Source organism: Streptomyces sp. NPDC008238, from assembly GCF_042956445.1.
Taxonomy (GTDB): Bacteria; Actinomycetota; Actinomycetes; order Streptomycetales; family Streptomycetaceae; genus Actinacidiphila.
The window spans coordinates 100,901-116,394 of sequence record NZ_JBIBGK010000025.1; the positions used below are offsets into that span (position 1 = coordinate 100,901).

Annotated in this window: 11 protein-coding genes; 6 read left to right on the top strand and 5 right to left on the bottom strand. The window is 74.3% G+C overall.

Annotated elements, in window-relative coordinates; translation table 11 throughout:
- Positions 1 to 9: 9 nt before the first annotated feature.
- On the top strand, positions 10 to 1,032 hold the full coding sequence (locus ACFZAU_RS33825) for a hypothetical protein (protein ID WP_500555341.1): 1,023 nt from the start codon (positions 10 to 12) through the stop codon (positions 1,030 to 1,032).
- A gap of 19 nt (positions 1,033 to 1,051) precedes the next feature.
- Entirely contained in the window at positions 1,052 to 2,359 is a 1,308-nt protein-coding gene (locus tag ACFZAU_RS33830; RefSeq protein WP_500555342.1) for an adenylosuccinate synthetase, read from the top strand.
- Here the strand turns inward: ACFZAU_RS33830 and ACFZAU_RS33835 are convergent.
- Positions 2,290 to 3,765 (bottom strand): VWA domain-containing protein, encoded by a 1,476-nt coding sequence (locus tag ACFZAU_RS33835; RefSeq protein ID WP_500555343.1) that lies wholly within the window; start codon positions 3,763 to 3,765, stop codon positions 2,290 to 2,292. The two genes, ACFZAU_RS33830 and ACFZAU_RS33835, sit on opposite strands and share 70 nt — an antisense overlap.
- Before the next feature lie 117 nt (positions 3,766 to 3,882).
- Here ACFZAU_RS33835 and ACFZAU_RS33840 point away from each other — a divergent pair, with 117 nt between their 5' ends.
- Positions 3,883 to 4,392 (top strand): NUDIX domain-containing protein, encoded by a 510-nt coding sequence (locus ACFZAU_RS33840; protein ID WP_500555344.1) that lies wholly within the window; start codon positions 3,883 to 3,885, stop codon positions 4,390 to 4,392.
- A 63-nt stretch (positions 4,393 to 4,455) separates the two neighbouring features.
- Here the strand turns inward: ACFZAU_RS33840 and ACFZAU_RS33845 are convergent, their stop codons facing one another.
- Positions 4,456 to 6,810, bottom strand: a complete 2,355-nt coding sequence (locus tag ACFZAU_RS33845; protein WP_500555345.1) for a glycoside hydrolase family 31 protein — start codon at positions 6,808 to 6,810, stop codon at positions 4,456 to 4,458.
- 220 nt (positions 6,811 to 7,030) lie between these two features.
- On the opposite strand from ACFZAU_RS33845, the gene ACFZAU_RS33850 reads away from it, so the two are divergent.
- Entirely contained in the window at positions 7,031 to 9,046 is a 2,016-nt protein-coding gene (locus ACFZAU_RS33850) for an acetoacetate--CoA ligase (RefSeq protein WP_500555346.1), read from the top strand.
- A 30-nt stretch (positions 9,047 to 9,076) separates the two neighbouring features.
- Here ACFZAU_RS33850 and ACFZAU_RS33855 read toward each other — a convergent pair whose 3' ends face one another.
- Positions 9,077 to 10,399: an aminotransferase class I/II-fold pyridoxal phosphate-dependent enzyme gene (locus ACFZAU_RS33855; protein ID WP_500555347.1), complete on the bottom strand. Its 1,323-nt coding sequence runs from the start codon at positions 10,397 to 10,399 to the stop codon at positions 9,077 to 9,079.
- Positions 10,400 to 10,446: 47 nt separating this feature from the next.
- Here ACFZAU_RS33855 and ACFZAU_RS33860 point away from each other — a divergent pair, with 47 nt between their 5' ends.
- Positions 10,447 to 11,796: an MFS transporter gene (locus ACFZAU_RS33860; RefSeq protein ID WP_500555348.1), complete on the top strand. Its 1,350-nt coding sequence runs from the start codon at positions 10,447 to 10,449 to the stop codon at positions 11,794 to 11,796.
- A gap of 31 nt (positions 11,797 to 11,827) precedes the next feature.
- Entirely contained in the window at positions 11,828 to 12,763 is a 936-nt protein-coding gene (locus tag ACFZAU_RS33865) for a DUF8829 domain-containing protein (RefSeq protein WP_500555349.1), read from the top strand.
- A gap of 93 nt (positions 12,764 to 12,856) precedes the next feature.
- Here ACFZAU_RS33865 and ptsP read toward each other — a convergent pair whose 3' ends face one another.
- Positions 12,857 to 14,527 (bottom strand): phosphoenolpyruvate--protein phosphotransferase, encoded by a 1,671-nt coding sequence (ptsP, locus tag ACFZAU_RS33870; RefSeq protein ID WP_500555350.1) that lies wholly within the window; start codon positions 14,525 to 14,527, stop codon positions 12,857 to 12,859.
- 80 nt (positions 14,528 to 14,607) lie between these two features.
- Entirely contained in the window at positions 14,608 to 15,057 is a 450-nt protein-coding gene (locus ACFZAU_RS33875; RefSeq protein ID WP_500555351.1) for a PTS sugar transporter subunit IIA, read from the bottom strand.
- Positions 15,058 to 15,494 lie beyond the last annotated feature (437 nt).

Consider the following 15,494-nt stretch of genomic DNA (forward strand, 5'->3'; position numbering starts at 1 on the left):
GGAACCACCATGGGCAGCGGAAGCTGGTCCACCAACGTCTACGACGCCGCCTCGCGCTACCGCGCAGCCAGCGGCACCGGCGCCTTCGCCTACAGCGACCGCGTCACCTCGTCCGCCCCACGCGGTTCCTGGACCGCGCACCCCTCGCTCGACCCCAAGGACATCGGCGTCCGCGAGAGCCGGGACTCCGACGAGCACCCCACCTCGCTCGCCATCTCCGTCCTGTTCGACGTCACCGGCTCCATGCGCACCGTCCCGCAGGTCCTGCAGACCAAGCTCCCCGAGCTCTTCGGCCTGCTCCTGCGCAAGGGCTACACCGAGCACCCGCAGATCCTGTTCGGCGCGGTCGGCGACGCCACCTGCGACCGGGTCCCGCTGCAGCTCGGGCAGTTCGAGTCGGACAACCGCATGGACGACGACCTCGGCAACATCCTGCTCGAGGGCGGTGGCGGCGGCCAGATGACCGAGTCCTACGAGCTCGCCCTGTACGCGATGGCCCGGCACACCTCGATCGACTGCCACGAGAAGCGCGGCCGCCGCGGCTACCTCTTCCTGATCGGCGACGAGCTGCCCTACGGCAAGGTCAAGGCCCGTGAGGTGCGCGAGGTCATCGGGGACGACCTCGCCGAGGACATCCCCGTCACGCGGATCGTCGCCGAGCTCAAGCAGAAGTTCGACGTCTACTACATCCTCCCGGCGGGCTCGTCCTACGTCGGCAACACCGAGGTCCTCGGCACCTGGCGGGGGCTCCTCGGCCAGAACGTCATCGAGCTCGACGACCTCGACGCCGTCTGCGAGACCATCGCCCTCACCATCGGACTCGGCGAGGAGGCCATCGACCTCGCCGAGGGCCTCGACGACCTCGCCGACCTCGGCTCCACCGCCGCGGGCACGGTGGGCAAGGCCCTCGCCGCCCTCGACCGCGACCGCGCGGGCGTCGCGGTGACCGACGCGCCCCTGATCGACGGCGACGGCGGCGCCACCGGTGCAGGTCCCGGCGACGGTCCCGCCACCGGCACCACCCGCCTGTAGGCACCTCCCGGAGGACCCCGTGCACACCATCGTCGTCGACCTCGGCTACGGCGACGCCGGCAAGGGCACCGTCGTGGACCGGCTCTGCGCGAGCGGGCCGGTCCGCGCGGTCGTCCGCTTCAACGGCGGAGCCCAAGCGGCGCACAACGTCGTCACCACGGACGGACGCCACCACACCTTCGCCCAGTTCGGCTCCGGCACCCTCCAGGGCGTCCCCACCCACCTGTCGCGCTCCATGCTGGTGGACCCGCTCGCGCTGGCCGCCGAGGCCGACCACCTCGCCGCCCTCGGGGTCCCCGCGCCGTTCGCGCTGCTCAGCGTCGACCGCGAGGCGCGCCTGACGACGCCGTACCACGCCGCCGCCAACCGGCTGCGGGAGCAGGCCCGGGGCGCGGCCCGCCACGGTTCGTGCGGCATGGGCATCGGCGAGACCGCCGCCTACGCCCTCGCCCACCCCGGGGACGCCCCCACCGCGGGGGACTGCGCCTCACGCCCCCGGCTGCTGCGCAAGCTCCGCCTGCTGCGCGACCGCCTGGCGGACGAGTTCGGGCGACGGCTGCCCGCACCCCCGCCCGAGGACTGCGCCGACGCCTTCACGGCCTTCGCCCGTGCCGTCACCCTCACCGCGGACGGCCACCTCGCCCGCGTCCTGCGCGAGGGCGCCGTCGTCCTGGAGGGCGCCCAGGGCGTGCTCCTGGACGAGTGGCACGGCTTCCACCCGTACACCACCTGGTCCACGACCACGTTCGAGGGCGCCGAGGCCCTGCTGGCGGAGGCCGGGCAGGAGGCCCGCAGGCTCGGCGTCGTACGGACGTACACCACCCGGCACGGCCCCGGACCGCACGTCACCGAGGACCGGGAGCTCGCCCCGCTGCTGCCCGAACCGCACAACGGCGACGGCCGCTGGCAGGGCGCCTTCCGCACCGGCCACTTCGACGCCGTCGCCCACCGCTACGCCGTCGACGTCTGCGGGGGCGTGGACGCCCTCGCCGTCACCCACCTCGACGCCCCCCGCCGCGTCCCGTGGCTGCGGCTGGTCCGCGCGTACGACACCGGCGAGACGCGGCTGCCCACCGGCCTGCCCGGGGACCTGGCCCGCCAGGCCGCCCTCACCGGAAGCCTGCTGAAGGCCCGTCCGGCCCGCTGGGACGTGCCGGGCCCCGACCCGGCCGCCTGGACGGAGGCGGTCGGCGAGGCCCTGGGCGCTCCGGTCGTGCTGGAGTCCCACGGCCCGACGGCCGCCGACAAGCGGGAGGTTCAGCGCAGGATCCCGGCCTGCCGCGCGGCCGTGATCCAGGAGGGGAACTCCGAGAGGAGCCGGTCGTAGAGCTCCGCGTCCGGCACGGTGGCGATGTCGTCCACGGCGAAGAACCCGACGTTGTCCACGCGCCGGCCCGGCAGGGTGTCGAAGCGCTCCAGCACCCCGTAGTTGGCCCGGCCCAGACCGACGAACTGCCAGAACACCGGTTCCTCCACCGCCTCCCGCAACTGCTGCTCGATCTGGGCGTTGCGGTAGACGCCCCCGTCGGAGAAGAACAGCACGAGCGTCGGCACCGCCGTCGGGTACGCCCGCACGAACCCCCGGACCTCGGCGATGACCTTCTGCTCCTCGTTCTGGATGCCGACGAACCGCATGTCGACCTGCCCCGGCGCTAGTCCGTGCCGGGGCTTCTTCGGGCGGCCGAACAGGCTCAGCTCCCCGACCCGGACGTGCAGCTGCAGCCACAGCGGGAGTTCCGCGATCCGCAGGTCCGGCAGGCGCGCCGGGTGCGAGGCGAAGGTCCATGCCTGCATGTCGCCGTCGTCGTCCAGTTGCGCCGCGACCGCCGCCATGCGCTCGACCACGTCGGCGACGACCCCGCGGGCGTACAGGCCGCTCATCGAGCCCGAGGCGTCCAGGACGAGGATCACGCGCGCCACGACGCCCGCCGCCCCGTGTTTGCGCAGGCTGACGGCGACCTGCTCCTTGCGCAGGCTCAGCCGTTGGCGCATGTCGGGAGGCAGTTGCTCCTCGCCCTTGGTGAGCCGTGGGGCCGGCTGGGGCTGCGGCTGCGGCTGGGCCTGGGGCTGGGGAGCCGCCGCCGGGAACGGGAACGGCGGCGGGGGCACCGTCACGGGCAACGCGGGCCGCGGGTACTGGGGTCGGGGCTGGACGGGCGGAGCCTGAGGTGCGACCGGTGCCGCGGGCGGCGGCTGCGGCACGTCGACGGTGATCCCGAAGTCCGTGGCCAGCCCGGCCAGTCCGGAGTTCCAGCCCTGCCCGACGGCGCGGAACTTCCAGACCCCGTTGCGCCGGTACAGCTCGCCGCCCAGGAACGCCGTCTCCGTGGTCGCCTGCATGTCGAACCGCGCGATCTCGGCCCCGTTGCGGGCGTCCAGCAACCGCAGCCGCAACCCCGGAACCTGCCCGAAGGTGCCGCCGTCCGCCGAGGCGCACAGCACGATCCGCTCGACCGCCGGCTCGACCCGGGCCAGGTCGACGTCGAGCGCGTCCGAGGCCTGCCCGGGGCCCGCCGCCTGCTTGCCGGCGTGCCGCACGGCGCCGGAGGCGTGCGCGGGCTGGTTGTAGAAGACGAAGTCGGCGTCCGAACGGACCCGTCCGTCGCCGGTCAGCAGCAGCGCCGAAGCGTCGACGTCGGGCACGCCGGGACCCGCGGTCCAGTCGAGCACGGCCCGGACGGCGGGCACGGGAACCGGCAGATTGGCGCCTTTTCCGAGGGATTCGGGTGTCACGGACGCCAGTGTGCCCCCTCACCCGCCGCGACGGACAGGGCTCCGCACGACCCTCGTGCCCGGGCGGCCCGTGCCGGCCCGGCCGGCTCCCCGCGCACCGTCCGCTACAGTCCGCGCGTGACCACTCGTCAGAAGGACAGCCACTGCTCCTACTGCGGTACGGAGTTCGCCCCCGGCGCGGGATGGCCGCGCACCTGCGCCGCCTGCGGTGGCGTCGCGTACCGCAATCCGCTCCCCGTCGCCATCGCGCTGCTCCCGGTCCGCACCGGTGACGGCACCGGCCTGACCGTCATCCGCCGGTCCATCGAGCCGCGGCGCGGACTGCTCGCCCTTCCCGGCGGCTTCGTGGACCTCGGCGAGACGTGGCAGGAGGCCGTGGTCCGCGAACTCGACGAGGAGACCGGCATCAAGGCCGCCGCCGCCGACGTACGGCTCGCGGACGCCCTCAGCGGCGACACCGGGCACCTGCTGGTCTTCGGCCTCCTGCCGGAGCGCGCCGCCGAGGAGCTCCCGTCCGCCGTCGCCACCGACGAGACCGACGGCCGGGAGATCCTCCTCGCCCCCGCGGAACTGGCGTTCCCGCTGCACACCGAGGCGGCCCGCAACTGGTTCGGCGGCCGCTACTGAACCGCCGCTAATGAACCGGCGCCACTGAACCCGCCGCTACTGAGCCGCCGCTACTGAACCGGCCTACCGGACGGCGGTACCGCGCACCCGCACCCGGTACCCCACGTCGCCACCCTCCTCGCGCACGACGACCACCTCACCGTCCACCACTCGTGAGGTGAAGCGCTCCACGCGCGGGTCCGCCCAGCCGTCCCCGGCGTCCGTCACCAAGGTGCCGCCCCCGCCGCGCCCGGGCGGCGGCGCCCACACCTCCAGGGCCACCGTGCCGTCCTCCTCCGCCACCGGCACCACGGCGCCGGCCCTCGCCAGCACCGGGACGCGCTCCAAGGGCGCGGGCAACAGCACCTGCCCGGGCCCCTGGTACGCCTCCCCGGTCGCGGTGTCGTACCACAGGCCCCGGGGCAGCCGCACCGCCCGTTCCGTCGCGCCCCGCTCCATCACCGGCGCCACCAGCAGCGCGTCGCCCAGCAGGAAGGCGTCCGAGCAGGCACGGAGCTTGCGGTCCTCCGGATCGCCCCACCACAGCGGCCGCACATAGGGCGCGCCCGAACTCCGCGCGATGTGCGCCAGCGTGTACAGGTACGGCATGAGCCGCTCGCGCCCGCGCATCGCCGCGCCGGCCGCCGCCAGCACCTGCGGCCCGAACTCCCACGGCTCGCGGTGCCCGGCGTCGATCGCCGAGTGCGTGCGGAAGAACGGGAAGTACGCGGCCATCTGGAACCAGCGCAGGTACAGCTCCGGCGACGGGCTCCCGGTGAAGCCGCCGACGTCCGGACCCGAGTAGGGCACCCCGCACAGGCCCAGCCCCAGCACCAGTGCCAGCGAGGAGCGCAGCCCGGGCCAGCCGGTCGACACGTCGCCCGACCACGTGCCGCCGTACCGCTGCATGCCCGCCCAGCCGGAGCGGGAGAACAGGAACGGCCGGGAGCCGGGCCGCAGTTCGCGCAGCGCCTCGTGGCCGGCCCGGGCCATGGCCAGCGCGTACACGTTGTGCGCCTCGCGGTGGTCGCCGCCGCGGCCCTCCAGGGCGTGCCGGGCGGAGCGGGGGAGGGTGGTGTCCCCGAACGTCGCGAAGGAGACCGGCTCGTTCATGTCGTGCCACACCCCGGCGAAGCCCTGCGTGAGGCGTTCGGCGTAGAGGCCGCCCCACCACTTGCGCACCCGCGGGTCGGTGAAGTCGGGGAAGACCGCGTCGCCCGGCCACACCACCCCGTGCACCGTGCGCCCCTGCGCGTCCCGTACGAAGGCGTCGGCGGCCGCCCCGCTGTCGTGGACGGGATTGCCCGGTTCCAGCTTCACCGCCGGGTCGACGATCGACACCAGGCGCACCCCCTGCCCCCGCAGCTCCTCGGCGAGCGCGGGCAGGTCGGGGAAGCGTTCCCGGTCGACGGTGAAGACCCGGTGGCCGTCGTAGTGGTCGATGTCCAGGTGCAGCGCCGACAGCGGCAGTTCGCGCTCCCGGTAGCCCGCCGCGACCCGCCGCACCTCCGCCGCCGTGCCGAAGCCCCAGCGGGAGTGCTGGTACCCCAGCGCCCAGCGCGGCGGCAGGGCCGGCCGGCCGGTCAGCGCCGTCCAGGAGGACAGGATCCGTGCGGGTGTGCCGGGGATCACCCAGTAGCGCAACGGGCCGCCGTCCATCCGCGTCTCGCAGCCGCCCGGGCGGTCGTGGCCGGAGCCCGCGCCCTCCTCGCCCTCGCGCAGGGTCACCCGGCCGTCCCAGGTGTTGTCGTGGAAGACCAGGTGGCTGCCCGCGTCGGCGACGACCAGCTGCAGCGGCATGGTGATGTAGAGGGGATCGGTCTCCGGCTCGAAGGCGCCGCCGGGGTCGGTGTTCCACAGCCGGTAGGTGCCCTCGCCCAGCCGCGGCCCCGAGGCCCGCCCGCCGAGCCCGAACACGGCCGCGTCCGCCGCCGTCTCCGAGCGCTGCACCCAGCGCGGTTCCGTGCCCTCCGCCCGGTTCACCGGGTCCCACCAGCGCGGCGGCAGGTCGCGCCGCAGCAGCACGCCCCCAGGGGTGCGGAACTCCACCGCGCCGTGCCGGGAGACCAGCACCCTGATCCGCTCCGACACCACCCGCCAGCCGTCCTTGTCGGGCTCGATGACGGCCCGTGTGTCGGCGTCGGGGCAGCCGCCGTCCAGCGCGTACGAGGGCTCGGGCTCGGCACCGTCCCAGCCGCAGAACACCGCGCCGCCCGCCGCGACCCGCACCCGCAGGGTCGAGCGGGCGAAGCGCACCAGCCCGCCGCCCGGCAGCGGGTCCGCGCCCTCGGCGGGACCCGGCACCCGCGCCCGCTCCGGTCCCCGCCGCGGGAGGTCCCGCGCGTCCGTGCGCTGCCGGCGCCATGCCGCGCGCACCGCCCTCAGCCCGTTCGCCGATCCGACCTGCCGTACCTGTCGCACCAGGTCCCGAGCATCCATAAGCCCCACCCTTTCACCGTTCCCGCCCGCCCCGCCGCCGGCCGGCCACCTTCCACCTGGCGGCCGGGCACATGCTCGCACCCCCGAATGTGTGGGGGGTGCCCTGGCGCCGGAGACGATCACGTGGCATCGTCCTGCCCAGCCGCGACCGGGGACATTCCGCCCGGCCGGGGTCCAGCCGCACATCACGCAGCGTCGCGTACCGTCCGGGAGCCGCCCCATGAGCACCACACCTGAGCCCACCGCCGACCCGGTGACCGAGCAGCCCCTCTGGCAGCCCGGCCCGGACCGGGTATCCGGTGCCCAGGTGACCCGCTTCCAGGCCTGGGCGGCCGAGCACCACGGGGCGCCCGCGCCCGACCCCGCCGACCCCGTCGCCGGCTACCAGGCGCTGCACGCGTGGTCGGTGCGCGAGAGCGAGACCTTCTGGCGGTCCGTCGTCGAGTGGTTCGACGTGCGCTTCTCCACGCCGTACGAGACCGTCCTCGCCGACGCCTCCATGCCCGGCGCGCAGTGGTTCCCCGGGGCCACCCTCAACTACGCCGAGCACGCCCTGCGTCCCGCCGGCGACGCGGCGAGGGCCGGTGAGCCCGCCCTCCTCCACCTCGACGAACGCCACGAGATCGGTGCCATCGGCTGGGGCGAACTGCGCCGCCAGGTCGCCTCCCTCGCCCACGAGCTGCGCGTCCTCGGCGTCCGCCCCGGCGACCGGGTCAGCGGCTACCTCCCCAACGTCCCCCAGGCCGTGGTCGCCCTGCTGGCCACCGCCGCCGTGGGCGGCGTGTGGACGTCCTGCGCCCCGGACTTCGGCGCGCGCAGCGTGCTGGACCGCTTCCAGCAGGTCGAGCCCGTCGTCCTGTTCACCGTCGACGGCTACCGCTACGGCGGCAAGGAGCACGACCGCACCGGCGTCGTCGCCGAGCTGCGCGCCGAACTGCCCTCGCTGCGGGCCGTCGTGCACATCCCGCTGCTGGGCACGCCCGCCCCCGAGGGCGCCCTGGAGTGGGAGTCCCTGGTCTCCGGCGACCCCGAGCCGGTGTACGAGCAGGTCCCCTTCGACCACCCGCTGTGGGTGCTCTACTCCTCCGGTACGACGGGCCTGCCCAAGGCCATCGTCCAGTCCCAGGGCGGCATCCTGCTGGAGCACCTCAAGCAGACCGGCCTGCACCTCGACCTCGGGCCCGGGGACCGTTTCTTCTGGTACACCTCCACCGGCTGGATGATGTGGAACTTCCTCGTCGGCGGCCTGCTCGCGGGCTCCACGATCGTCCTCTACGACGGCAGCCCCGGCTTCCCCGACACCGGCGCCCAGTGGGGCGTGGCCGAACGCACCGGCACCACCGTCTTCGGCACCTCCGCCGCATACGTCATCGCCTGCCGCAAGGCCGGCGTCCAGCCCGGCCGCGACCACGACCTGTCGGCGGTCACCTGCGTGGCCACCACCGGCTCCCCCCTCCCGCCGGACGGCTTCCGCTGGATCCACGACGAGGTCAAGGAGGACCTCTGGATCGCCTCCGTCAGCGGCGGCACCGACGTGTGCAGCTGCTTCGCGGGCGGCGTCCCGACCCTCCCGGTGTACATCGGCGAGCTCCAGGCCCCCTGCCTCGGCACCGACCTGCAGGCCTGGGACCCGTACGGCAAGCCGGTCACCGACGAGGTCGGCGAACTGGTCGTCACCAACCCCATGCCGTCGATGCCGATCCACTTCTGGAACGACCCCGACGGCAGCCGCTACCGCGACAGCTACTTCGAGATGTTCCCCGGCGTCTGGCGGCACGGCGACTGGATCACCCTGACCTCGCGCGGCACCGTCGTCATCCACGGCCGTTCCGACTCCACCCTCAACCGGCAGGGCGTCCGCATGGGCTCCGCCGACATCTACGAGGCCGTCGAACGGCTCCCGGAGATCCGCGAGTCGCTGGTCATCGGTGTCGAGCAGGCCGACGGCGGCTACTGGATGCCGCTGTTCGTGCAGCTCGCCGAGGGCGCGGTCCTCGACGACGCCCTGCGCGACAAGGTCAAGCGCACGATCCGCGAACAGCTCTCGCCGCGCCACGTCCCGGACGAGATCATCCCGGTCCCCGGCATCCCGCACACCCTCACCGGCAAGCGCATCGAGGTCCCGGTGAAGAAGCTGCTGCAGGGCACGCCGATGGACAAGGCCGTCAACCCCGGCTCCGTCGACGACGTGCGGCTGCTGCGGTTCTACGAGGATCTGGCCCGCACCCGAGGCTGACCGCCCGCGGGGGGTGGCGCGGGCCCTGCCTCACCCCCCGTACGTGGCGCCGAACTCGCCGAGGACGCCCGCGAAGTCGGCGGCCAGGGCTTCCGCCTCGGCGGGCCGCAGCCCGGCGGTCGTGATCCGCACCCCGGGCCCCGCCGCGAGCCGGAACCTCGCCCCCGCCGCCACCCACCACCCGCGCGAGCGCAGGCCGTTCACCACCGCCGCCTCGTCCCGCACCGGTACCCACACGTTCAGCCCGCTGGCCCCGTGCGCGGCGATGCCGTGCGCACCGAGCTCCGCGACGAGCGCCTCCCGCCGCTCCGTGTACGCGTCCCGCGCGGCGTCCACCAGCAGCCGCGCCGCCGCGTCCGTCATCAGCCGCGCGGCCATCCCCTGCAGCACATGACTGACCCACCCCGAGGTGAGCAGCAGCCGCCCGTCGTGCCGCGCCAGCGTCGTCGGGTCGCAGGCCAGGGCCGCCCACCGCAGGTCCGTGCCCAGGTACTTGGTGACGGTGCGCACCTGCGCCCAGCGCGGCAGCGCACCCCCCGACGTCAGGCTGTTCAGCGGCACACCGGCGATCTCCGCGGCGTGGTCGTTCTCCACGACGAGCACGTCGGGCGCCTCCCGCAGCACCTCGACCAGCGCGTCCCGTCGCTCGGGCGAGAAGCACCCGCCGTACGGGTTCTGGGAGCGCGGACTGCACACCACCGCACGGGCCCCGGCCCGCAGCGCGTCGCGCAGCGCGTCGGGCCGCATGCCCTCGTCGTCCACCGCGACGGGCACCATCCGCAGCCCCAGCGCGGGCACCAGGTCGAGCAGGTGGTGGTAGCCCGGGTCCTCCATCGCCACGGCGTCGCCCGGCCGCAGTTCGACGGAGAGCAGCCGACCCACGCAGTCGAGGGCGCCGTGCGCGAAGGTCACGTCCCGCGCCGGCACCCCGTCGCGGTCGAACCAGGCCCGGGTCAGCGCCTCCAGTTCGGGAAGGCGCGGCGCCGACCGGTGCGAGCGCGCCCCGGGCGTCACGCGCACCGACCGTGGCAGCTCCGGGAGGAACGCCGGGTCCGGATGGCCGCCCGCCAGGTCCCGCAGTCCCGCGGGCACCTTCGGCGGCCTCCTGGACGCCACCGCCGGCGCCTCCGCGACGACGGTGCCGCCCCGCCCGCGGGTGACGACGATCCCGCGCCGCCGCAGCTCCTTGTAGGCGGTCGCCACCGTGCCGGGGCTGATCCCCAGACGCTCGGCCAGCGCCCGCACCGGCGGGAGCGCGGCCCCGGGGGACAACGCCCCTTCGGCCACGCCCCGTTCGACGGACGCGGCGATGCCCTTGGCGGTCGTACCACTGATCGCATATTGTGCTGCCACATTCATAAGTATGTATCGATACAAACTTCGGGTCAAGGGGGCAGTACATGCGATTCCCTCGCAGCCGCAGCGACATCGAGGACCTCGTACCGGGCGGCCCCGACGGCCGCCGCATGCTCTGGGTCAGCCTCACCGACAAGGCAGGATCCGGCCTCTGGTACGGCACTTCGGCGCTCTACTACACCTACGTCGCCGGACTCGCCCCGCACGAGATCGGCCTCCTGCTCGGCGTCGCCGGAGCCGTCGGGGTCGCGGGCACCCCCGTCGCGGGCCGCGTCGCCGACCACGTCCCGCTCACCCGGCTGCTCCCCGCCGTCCACGCCCTGCGCGCCGCGGCCGCCGTCGGCATCCTGCTCACCGGCACCTTCTGGCTGCTGCTCCCGATCGCCGCGCTCGGCAGCCTCGGCGACCGCGCCGCCTCCGTCCTCACCAAGCTCTACGCCGCCCGCGTCGCCGGCCCGGACCGCGTCCGCTACCAGGCCCTCCAGCGCACCGTCGTGAACATCGGCTTCGGCATCGGCGGCCTCGCCGCCGCCGTCGCCCTGGCCGTCGGCACCGACACCGCCTACCGCGCCATGCTCATCGGGGACGCCCTGTCCTTCGCCGGCGCCGCCCTGCTCGTCCTGCGCTGCGCCGAACCCCCGTCCGCCGCACGCGTGGTGGCCGGCGCGGGCACCGCCGGCGACGGCGGACCGGCCCTGAGTAAGGCCCCGGCCGCCAGCCCCTGGCGCGACCGCGGCTACCTCGCGTACACGGCGACCGAGACCCTGCTGTTCCTCGACGACACGGCGCTCAACGTCGGCCTGCCGCTGTGGATCGCCACCGCGACCGCCGCGCCGCACAGCCTCGTCGCCCTGCTCTTCGTGCTCAACAACGTGCTCGTCGTGCTCTTCCAGGTCCGCCTCAGCCGGCTCGGCGAACAGCCGCGCAGGGCCGCCGCCTCACTGCCGCTGCTCGGCGTCGCCTTCCTCGTCGCGGGAGGCGCCATGGCCGTCTCGGCCACGGACTCGGCGGCCATCGCCGTCGTCGCCCTCGTCGTCGCCGCCACGGCGTTCACCGCCGCCGAGATCGTCCACGCCGCGATCTCCTGGGAACTGTCCCTCGCACTCGCCCCCGGCCGCTCCCAGGGCGCGTACCTCGGCGTCCACGGACTCGCGCAGTCGGCCCAGCGTGCGGCGGGACCGGTCCTGCTCACCTCCGCCGTCATGGCCGCGGGGCCGCTCGGCTGGCTGGGCCTCGGGGCCGGGCTCGCCGCCGTGTCCGTCGGTCAGCGCACCCTCGTACGCCGCCGCCTGGACCGACTGGACGCCCTGGAACGTCCCGCACCCGCGGCCCCGCGTACCCCCACCGCTCCGGACGCTACGGTCACTGTCAGTGGCGGCGATTACGGTGGGTGACAGTTGACCGCCGTACCGAGGGGGAGCCGTCATGGCACACACCAAGCACCGCAAGCAGAGCACCCGCCCCGCCCGCCGCGCCGCGAGGAGCGGCCGCCGCACCCTGCGCCGCGAGTCCCCGACCACCGTCGCCGTCCTCACCGACCCCGCCGACTTCGCCGCCATGCGCGGCTACCGCAGTTTCACCTTCGACGACCACCCGGGCTACCTGCGGCAGGTCGAGGGCCTGCTGCGCTCGCTCTCCTCCCGCGGCATCCACGTGCGCGTCGGCCCCTTCGACCCGGCCGAGTACGCCGAGTACTGCGCCGACACCGGCCACGAACCCGACAGTTCGCGCTCCCGCACCCGCTACGCGGCCGACGTCACCACGTCCGGACCCACCGTCCCCTACACCGGGCAACCCCTGGAACTCCTCGTCACCGAGCTCGAGTACGAGGCCGGACGCCAGGCCACCTGGGAACGGGCCTCCGGCATCCTGGCCGGCGCCGGGGACTGCGAGGGCTGCGGCGACGACCTCGCCCGCGCGTCCTTCGAACGCGCCTCCCAGGCACTGATGCGCCTGCTGGAGGCCGCCGGGCCGGGCCACCACCACCTCGTGTGCAGCGTCCCCGCCGACGGCACCACGCTCCTCGCCGCCCTGCACGCCCGCTGCGACGAGCAGGGCATGGTCCACCTCGTCGAGGCCGAGGCCCTGGTCTGCTGCACCGTCCTCGCCGCCGGGATCGCCGAGGACAGCCCCGGTGGCGTCGTCCTGCGCAGCGGCGCGGGCACCGGACAGCCCCCGCCGGAGCGTCCGGACGAGGTCCGCGGCTGGACCCTGCGCGACGGCTGGCTGCAGCCCCTCACCGAGGCACAGGTCTTCAACGCCTACTGCACCGACGCCGAGTCCGGCGACCCCGTGCCCCCGGAGCCCGGCGTCGTCCACCGCCCGGGATTCGTCCTCCCACCACCGGATGACGACGACTGAGCACGGCGCGCGGTACGGCCGTGCACGACCCGGCCCGGAACGCGGAGGGGCGCCCCACCACCGGTGGGACGCCCCTCGGGAGACGGGAAGCGATCACTCCCCGGACAGCACCGCCTGCGCCGCGCGCCGCGCCTCGTCGGCCGTGTCGGTCGCCCGCGCGGCCGCCGCCGCACGCTCGCACTGCGCCAGCGTGTACTTCGCCAGCGTCGCCCGCACGTAGGGGATCGACGCCGAGCCCATCGACAGGCTGGTCACGCCCAGACCCGTCAGCACGCACGCCAGCAGCGGATCGGAGGCCGCCTCACCGCACACACCGCAGCTCTTGCCCTCGGCCCGCGCGGCGTCGGCCGCCGCGGCCACCAGGTCCAGCAGCGCCGGCTGCCACGGATCCTGCAGCCGCGACACCGAACCCACCTGGCGGTCCGCCGCGAAGGTGTACTGCGCCAGGTCGTTCGTCCCCAGCGACAGGAACTCGACCTCCTGCAGGATCGAACGCGCCCGCAGCGCCGCCGACGGGATCTCCACCATCGCGCCGAACTTCGCGTGCAGCCCCGCCTCCCGGCACGCGTCCGCGAACGCCTTGGCGTCGACGCGGTCCGCCACCATGGGCGCCATGACCTCGAGGTACACCGGCAGGCCCTCGGCGGCCAGGGCGAGCGCCCGCAGCTGGGTGTGCAGCACATCGGGGTGCGCGAGCAGCGTCCGCAGACCCCGCACGCCCAGCGCCGGGTTCGGCTCGTCCGCCGGCGTCAGGAACTCCAGCGGCTTGTCGGCCCCCGCGTCCAGCACCCGGACCACGACCCGGCCCTCGGGGAACGCCTCCAGCACCCGCCGGTACGCCTCGACCTGCTTCTCCTCCGACGGCGCGTTCTTCGAGTCGTCAAGGAAAAGGAACTCCGTGCGGAACAGGCCCACACCCTCCGCGCCCGCCTTCACGGCGGCCTCGACGTCCGCGGGCCCGCCGACGTTCGCCAGCAGCGGCACCTTGTGCCCGTCCGAGGTCGCACCGGGGCCGGAGGTCGCGGCGAGCGCCGCCCTGCGCTCCTCCGCGGCCTTCGCCAGCTCGGCCCGACGGTCCTTGCCCGGGTCGACGTAGATGTCGCCGGTGCTGCCGTCCACAGCGATGACCGTGCCCTCCGCGAGCTCCGTGGCACCCGGCAGCGCCACCACCGCGGGCACCCCCAGTGCACGCGCGAGGATCGCGCTGTGGCTGGTCGGGCCGCCCTCCTCGGTCACGAAACCGAGCACCAGCGAGGGGTCGAGCAGAGCGGTGTCCGCCGGCGCCAGGTCCCGCGCGATCAGCACATACGGCTCGTCGCTGTCCGGGACGCCCGGCATCGGCACCCCGAGCAGCCGCGCCACGATCCGGTTGCGGACGTCGTCCAGGTCGGCGACCCGCCCCGCCAGGTACTCGCCCGCGTTGGCGAGCAGCGCCCGGTAGGAGGCGAAGGCGTCGTACACCGCGCGCTCCGCCGAACTGCCCACCGCGATGCGGCGCTCCACGTCGGCCATCAGCTCGGGGTCCTGCGCCATCAGTGCCTGGGCCTCCAGCACCGCCTGCGCCTCGCCACCCGCCAGGTTGCCGCGCGCGATGAGGTCGTTGGCCACCGCGTCGACCGCCTGTCGCGCCCGGGCCTGCTCGCGCGGCGCCTCGTCGGCCGGAATCTGCTTGGCCGGGGGCTCGAGAACCGCGGTTCCCATGTGCCGTACCTCGCCGATCGCCACGCCGTGGCTGACACCGACGCCTCGCAGCGTTGTCTCCATCTCACCCGTCTCCGGTTGTCGCGGACGCTCGCGACCGCGTTGCCTGTGTGTTTGCGTCAGGAGTGGCCTTGCCGAAAAGGCTACGTCCAGGAGAAGAGCGTGGCCCCGGTGGTCACCTCTCCGTCCTGGACGAGGCCGGTCAGCGCCTCGGCCGCCGCCTCCAGCGCCACCACCGGGCACACGGGCGACTTGCCGGCGGCCTCGACCGCCGCGGGGTCCCAGCGCACCATCTCCTGGCCGCGCGCCACGGTGTCGCCCTTGTTGACGAGCACCTCGAAGCCCTCGCCGTTGAGCTGCACGGTGTCGATGCCGAGGTGGGTCAGCACCCCGTGCCCGTCCGCGTCCACCACGACGAACGCGTGCGCGTGCAGGGACACGACCACGCCGTCCACCGGGGACACCGCCACCGACGGCTCGCGCACGGGATCGATCGCCGTGCCGGGCCCCACCATGGCGCCCGAGAACACGGGGTCCGGCACCGCGGCCAGACCGATGACGCGCCCGGTCAGGGGCGACGAGACAGTCGTCATGATGAAGCCTCCCAGCAAGTGGTCCAGACCACTCAGTCTGCCACCCCCTCGGACCGCGGCACACCGCGGCACCGCACGCCACCCCGGATTTGCTCCGGCCGGGGCCCTCCAGTACCTTGGGTCGACCCCGCGACGAGAACGCCACGGAGACGTGCGTCCTCTCAGCGGCCGGTAAATCCGACGGAAAGCATCTGCTAAAGTCGGGGAGCGGGAAAGCCGAAAGGCCGGAACGCAAAAGCAGGAAAAGCAGGAGATCCCCGCCGGCGGGAATCGGGCCCGAAAGAGTCTGATAAGCTGGTGACAACGAAGGGAAAGCCCGGAGGGGCCGGTGAAACGGTCTTGAAGGAAGCTTCCGTTCCTTGAGAACTCAACAGCGTGCCAAAAGTCAACGCCAGATATGTTGATACCCCGTCTCCGGGCCGTACGGTCTGGGGCGA

Excerpts from the sequence above, each read along its gene's own strand:
- ACFZAU_RS33860 (WP_500555348.1), top strand. The coding sequence starts at position 10,447 with ATGCGATTCCCTCGCAGCCGCAGCGACATCGAGGACCTCGTACCGGGC.
- ACFZAU_RS33875 (WP_500555351.1), bottom strand. The coding sequence starts at position 15,057 with ATGACGACTGTCTCGTCGCCCCTGACCGGGCGCGTCATCGGTCTGGCC.
- ptsP (WP_500555350.1), bottom strand. The coding sequence starts at position 14,527 with ATGGAGACAACGCTGCGAGGCGTCGGTGTCAGCCACGGCGTGGCGATC.
- ACFZAU_RS33825 (WP_500555341.1), top strand. The coding sequence starts at position 10 with ATGGGCAGCGGAAGCTGGTCCACCAACGTCTACGACGCCGCCTCGCGC.
- ACFZAU_RS33865 (WP_500555349.1), top strand. The coding sequence starts at position 11,828 with ATGGCACACACCAAGCACCGCAAGCAGAGCACCCGCCCCGCCCGCCGC.
- ACFZAU_RS33850 (WP_500555346.1), top strand. The coding sequence starts at position 7,031 with ATGAGCACCACACCTGAGCCCACCGCCGACCCGGTGACCGAGCAGCCC.
- ACFZAU_RS33845 (WP_500555345.1), bottom strand. The coding sequence starts at position 6,810 with ATGGATGCTCGGGACCTGGTGCGACAGGTACGGCAGGTCGGATCGGCG.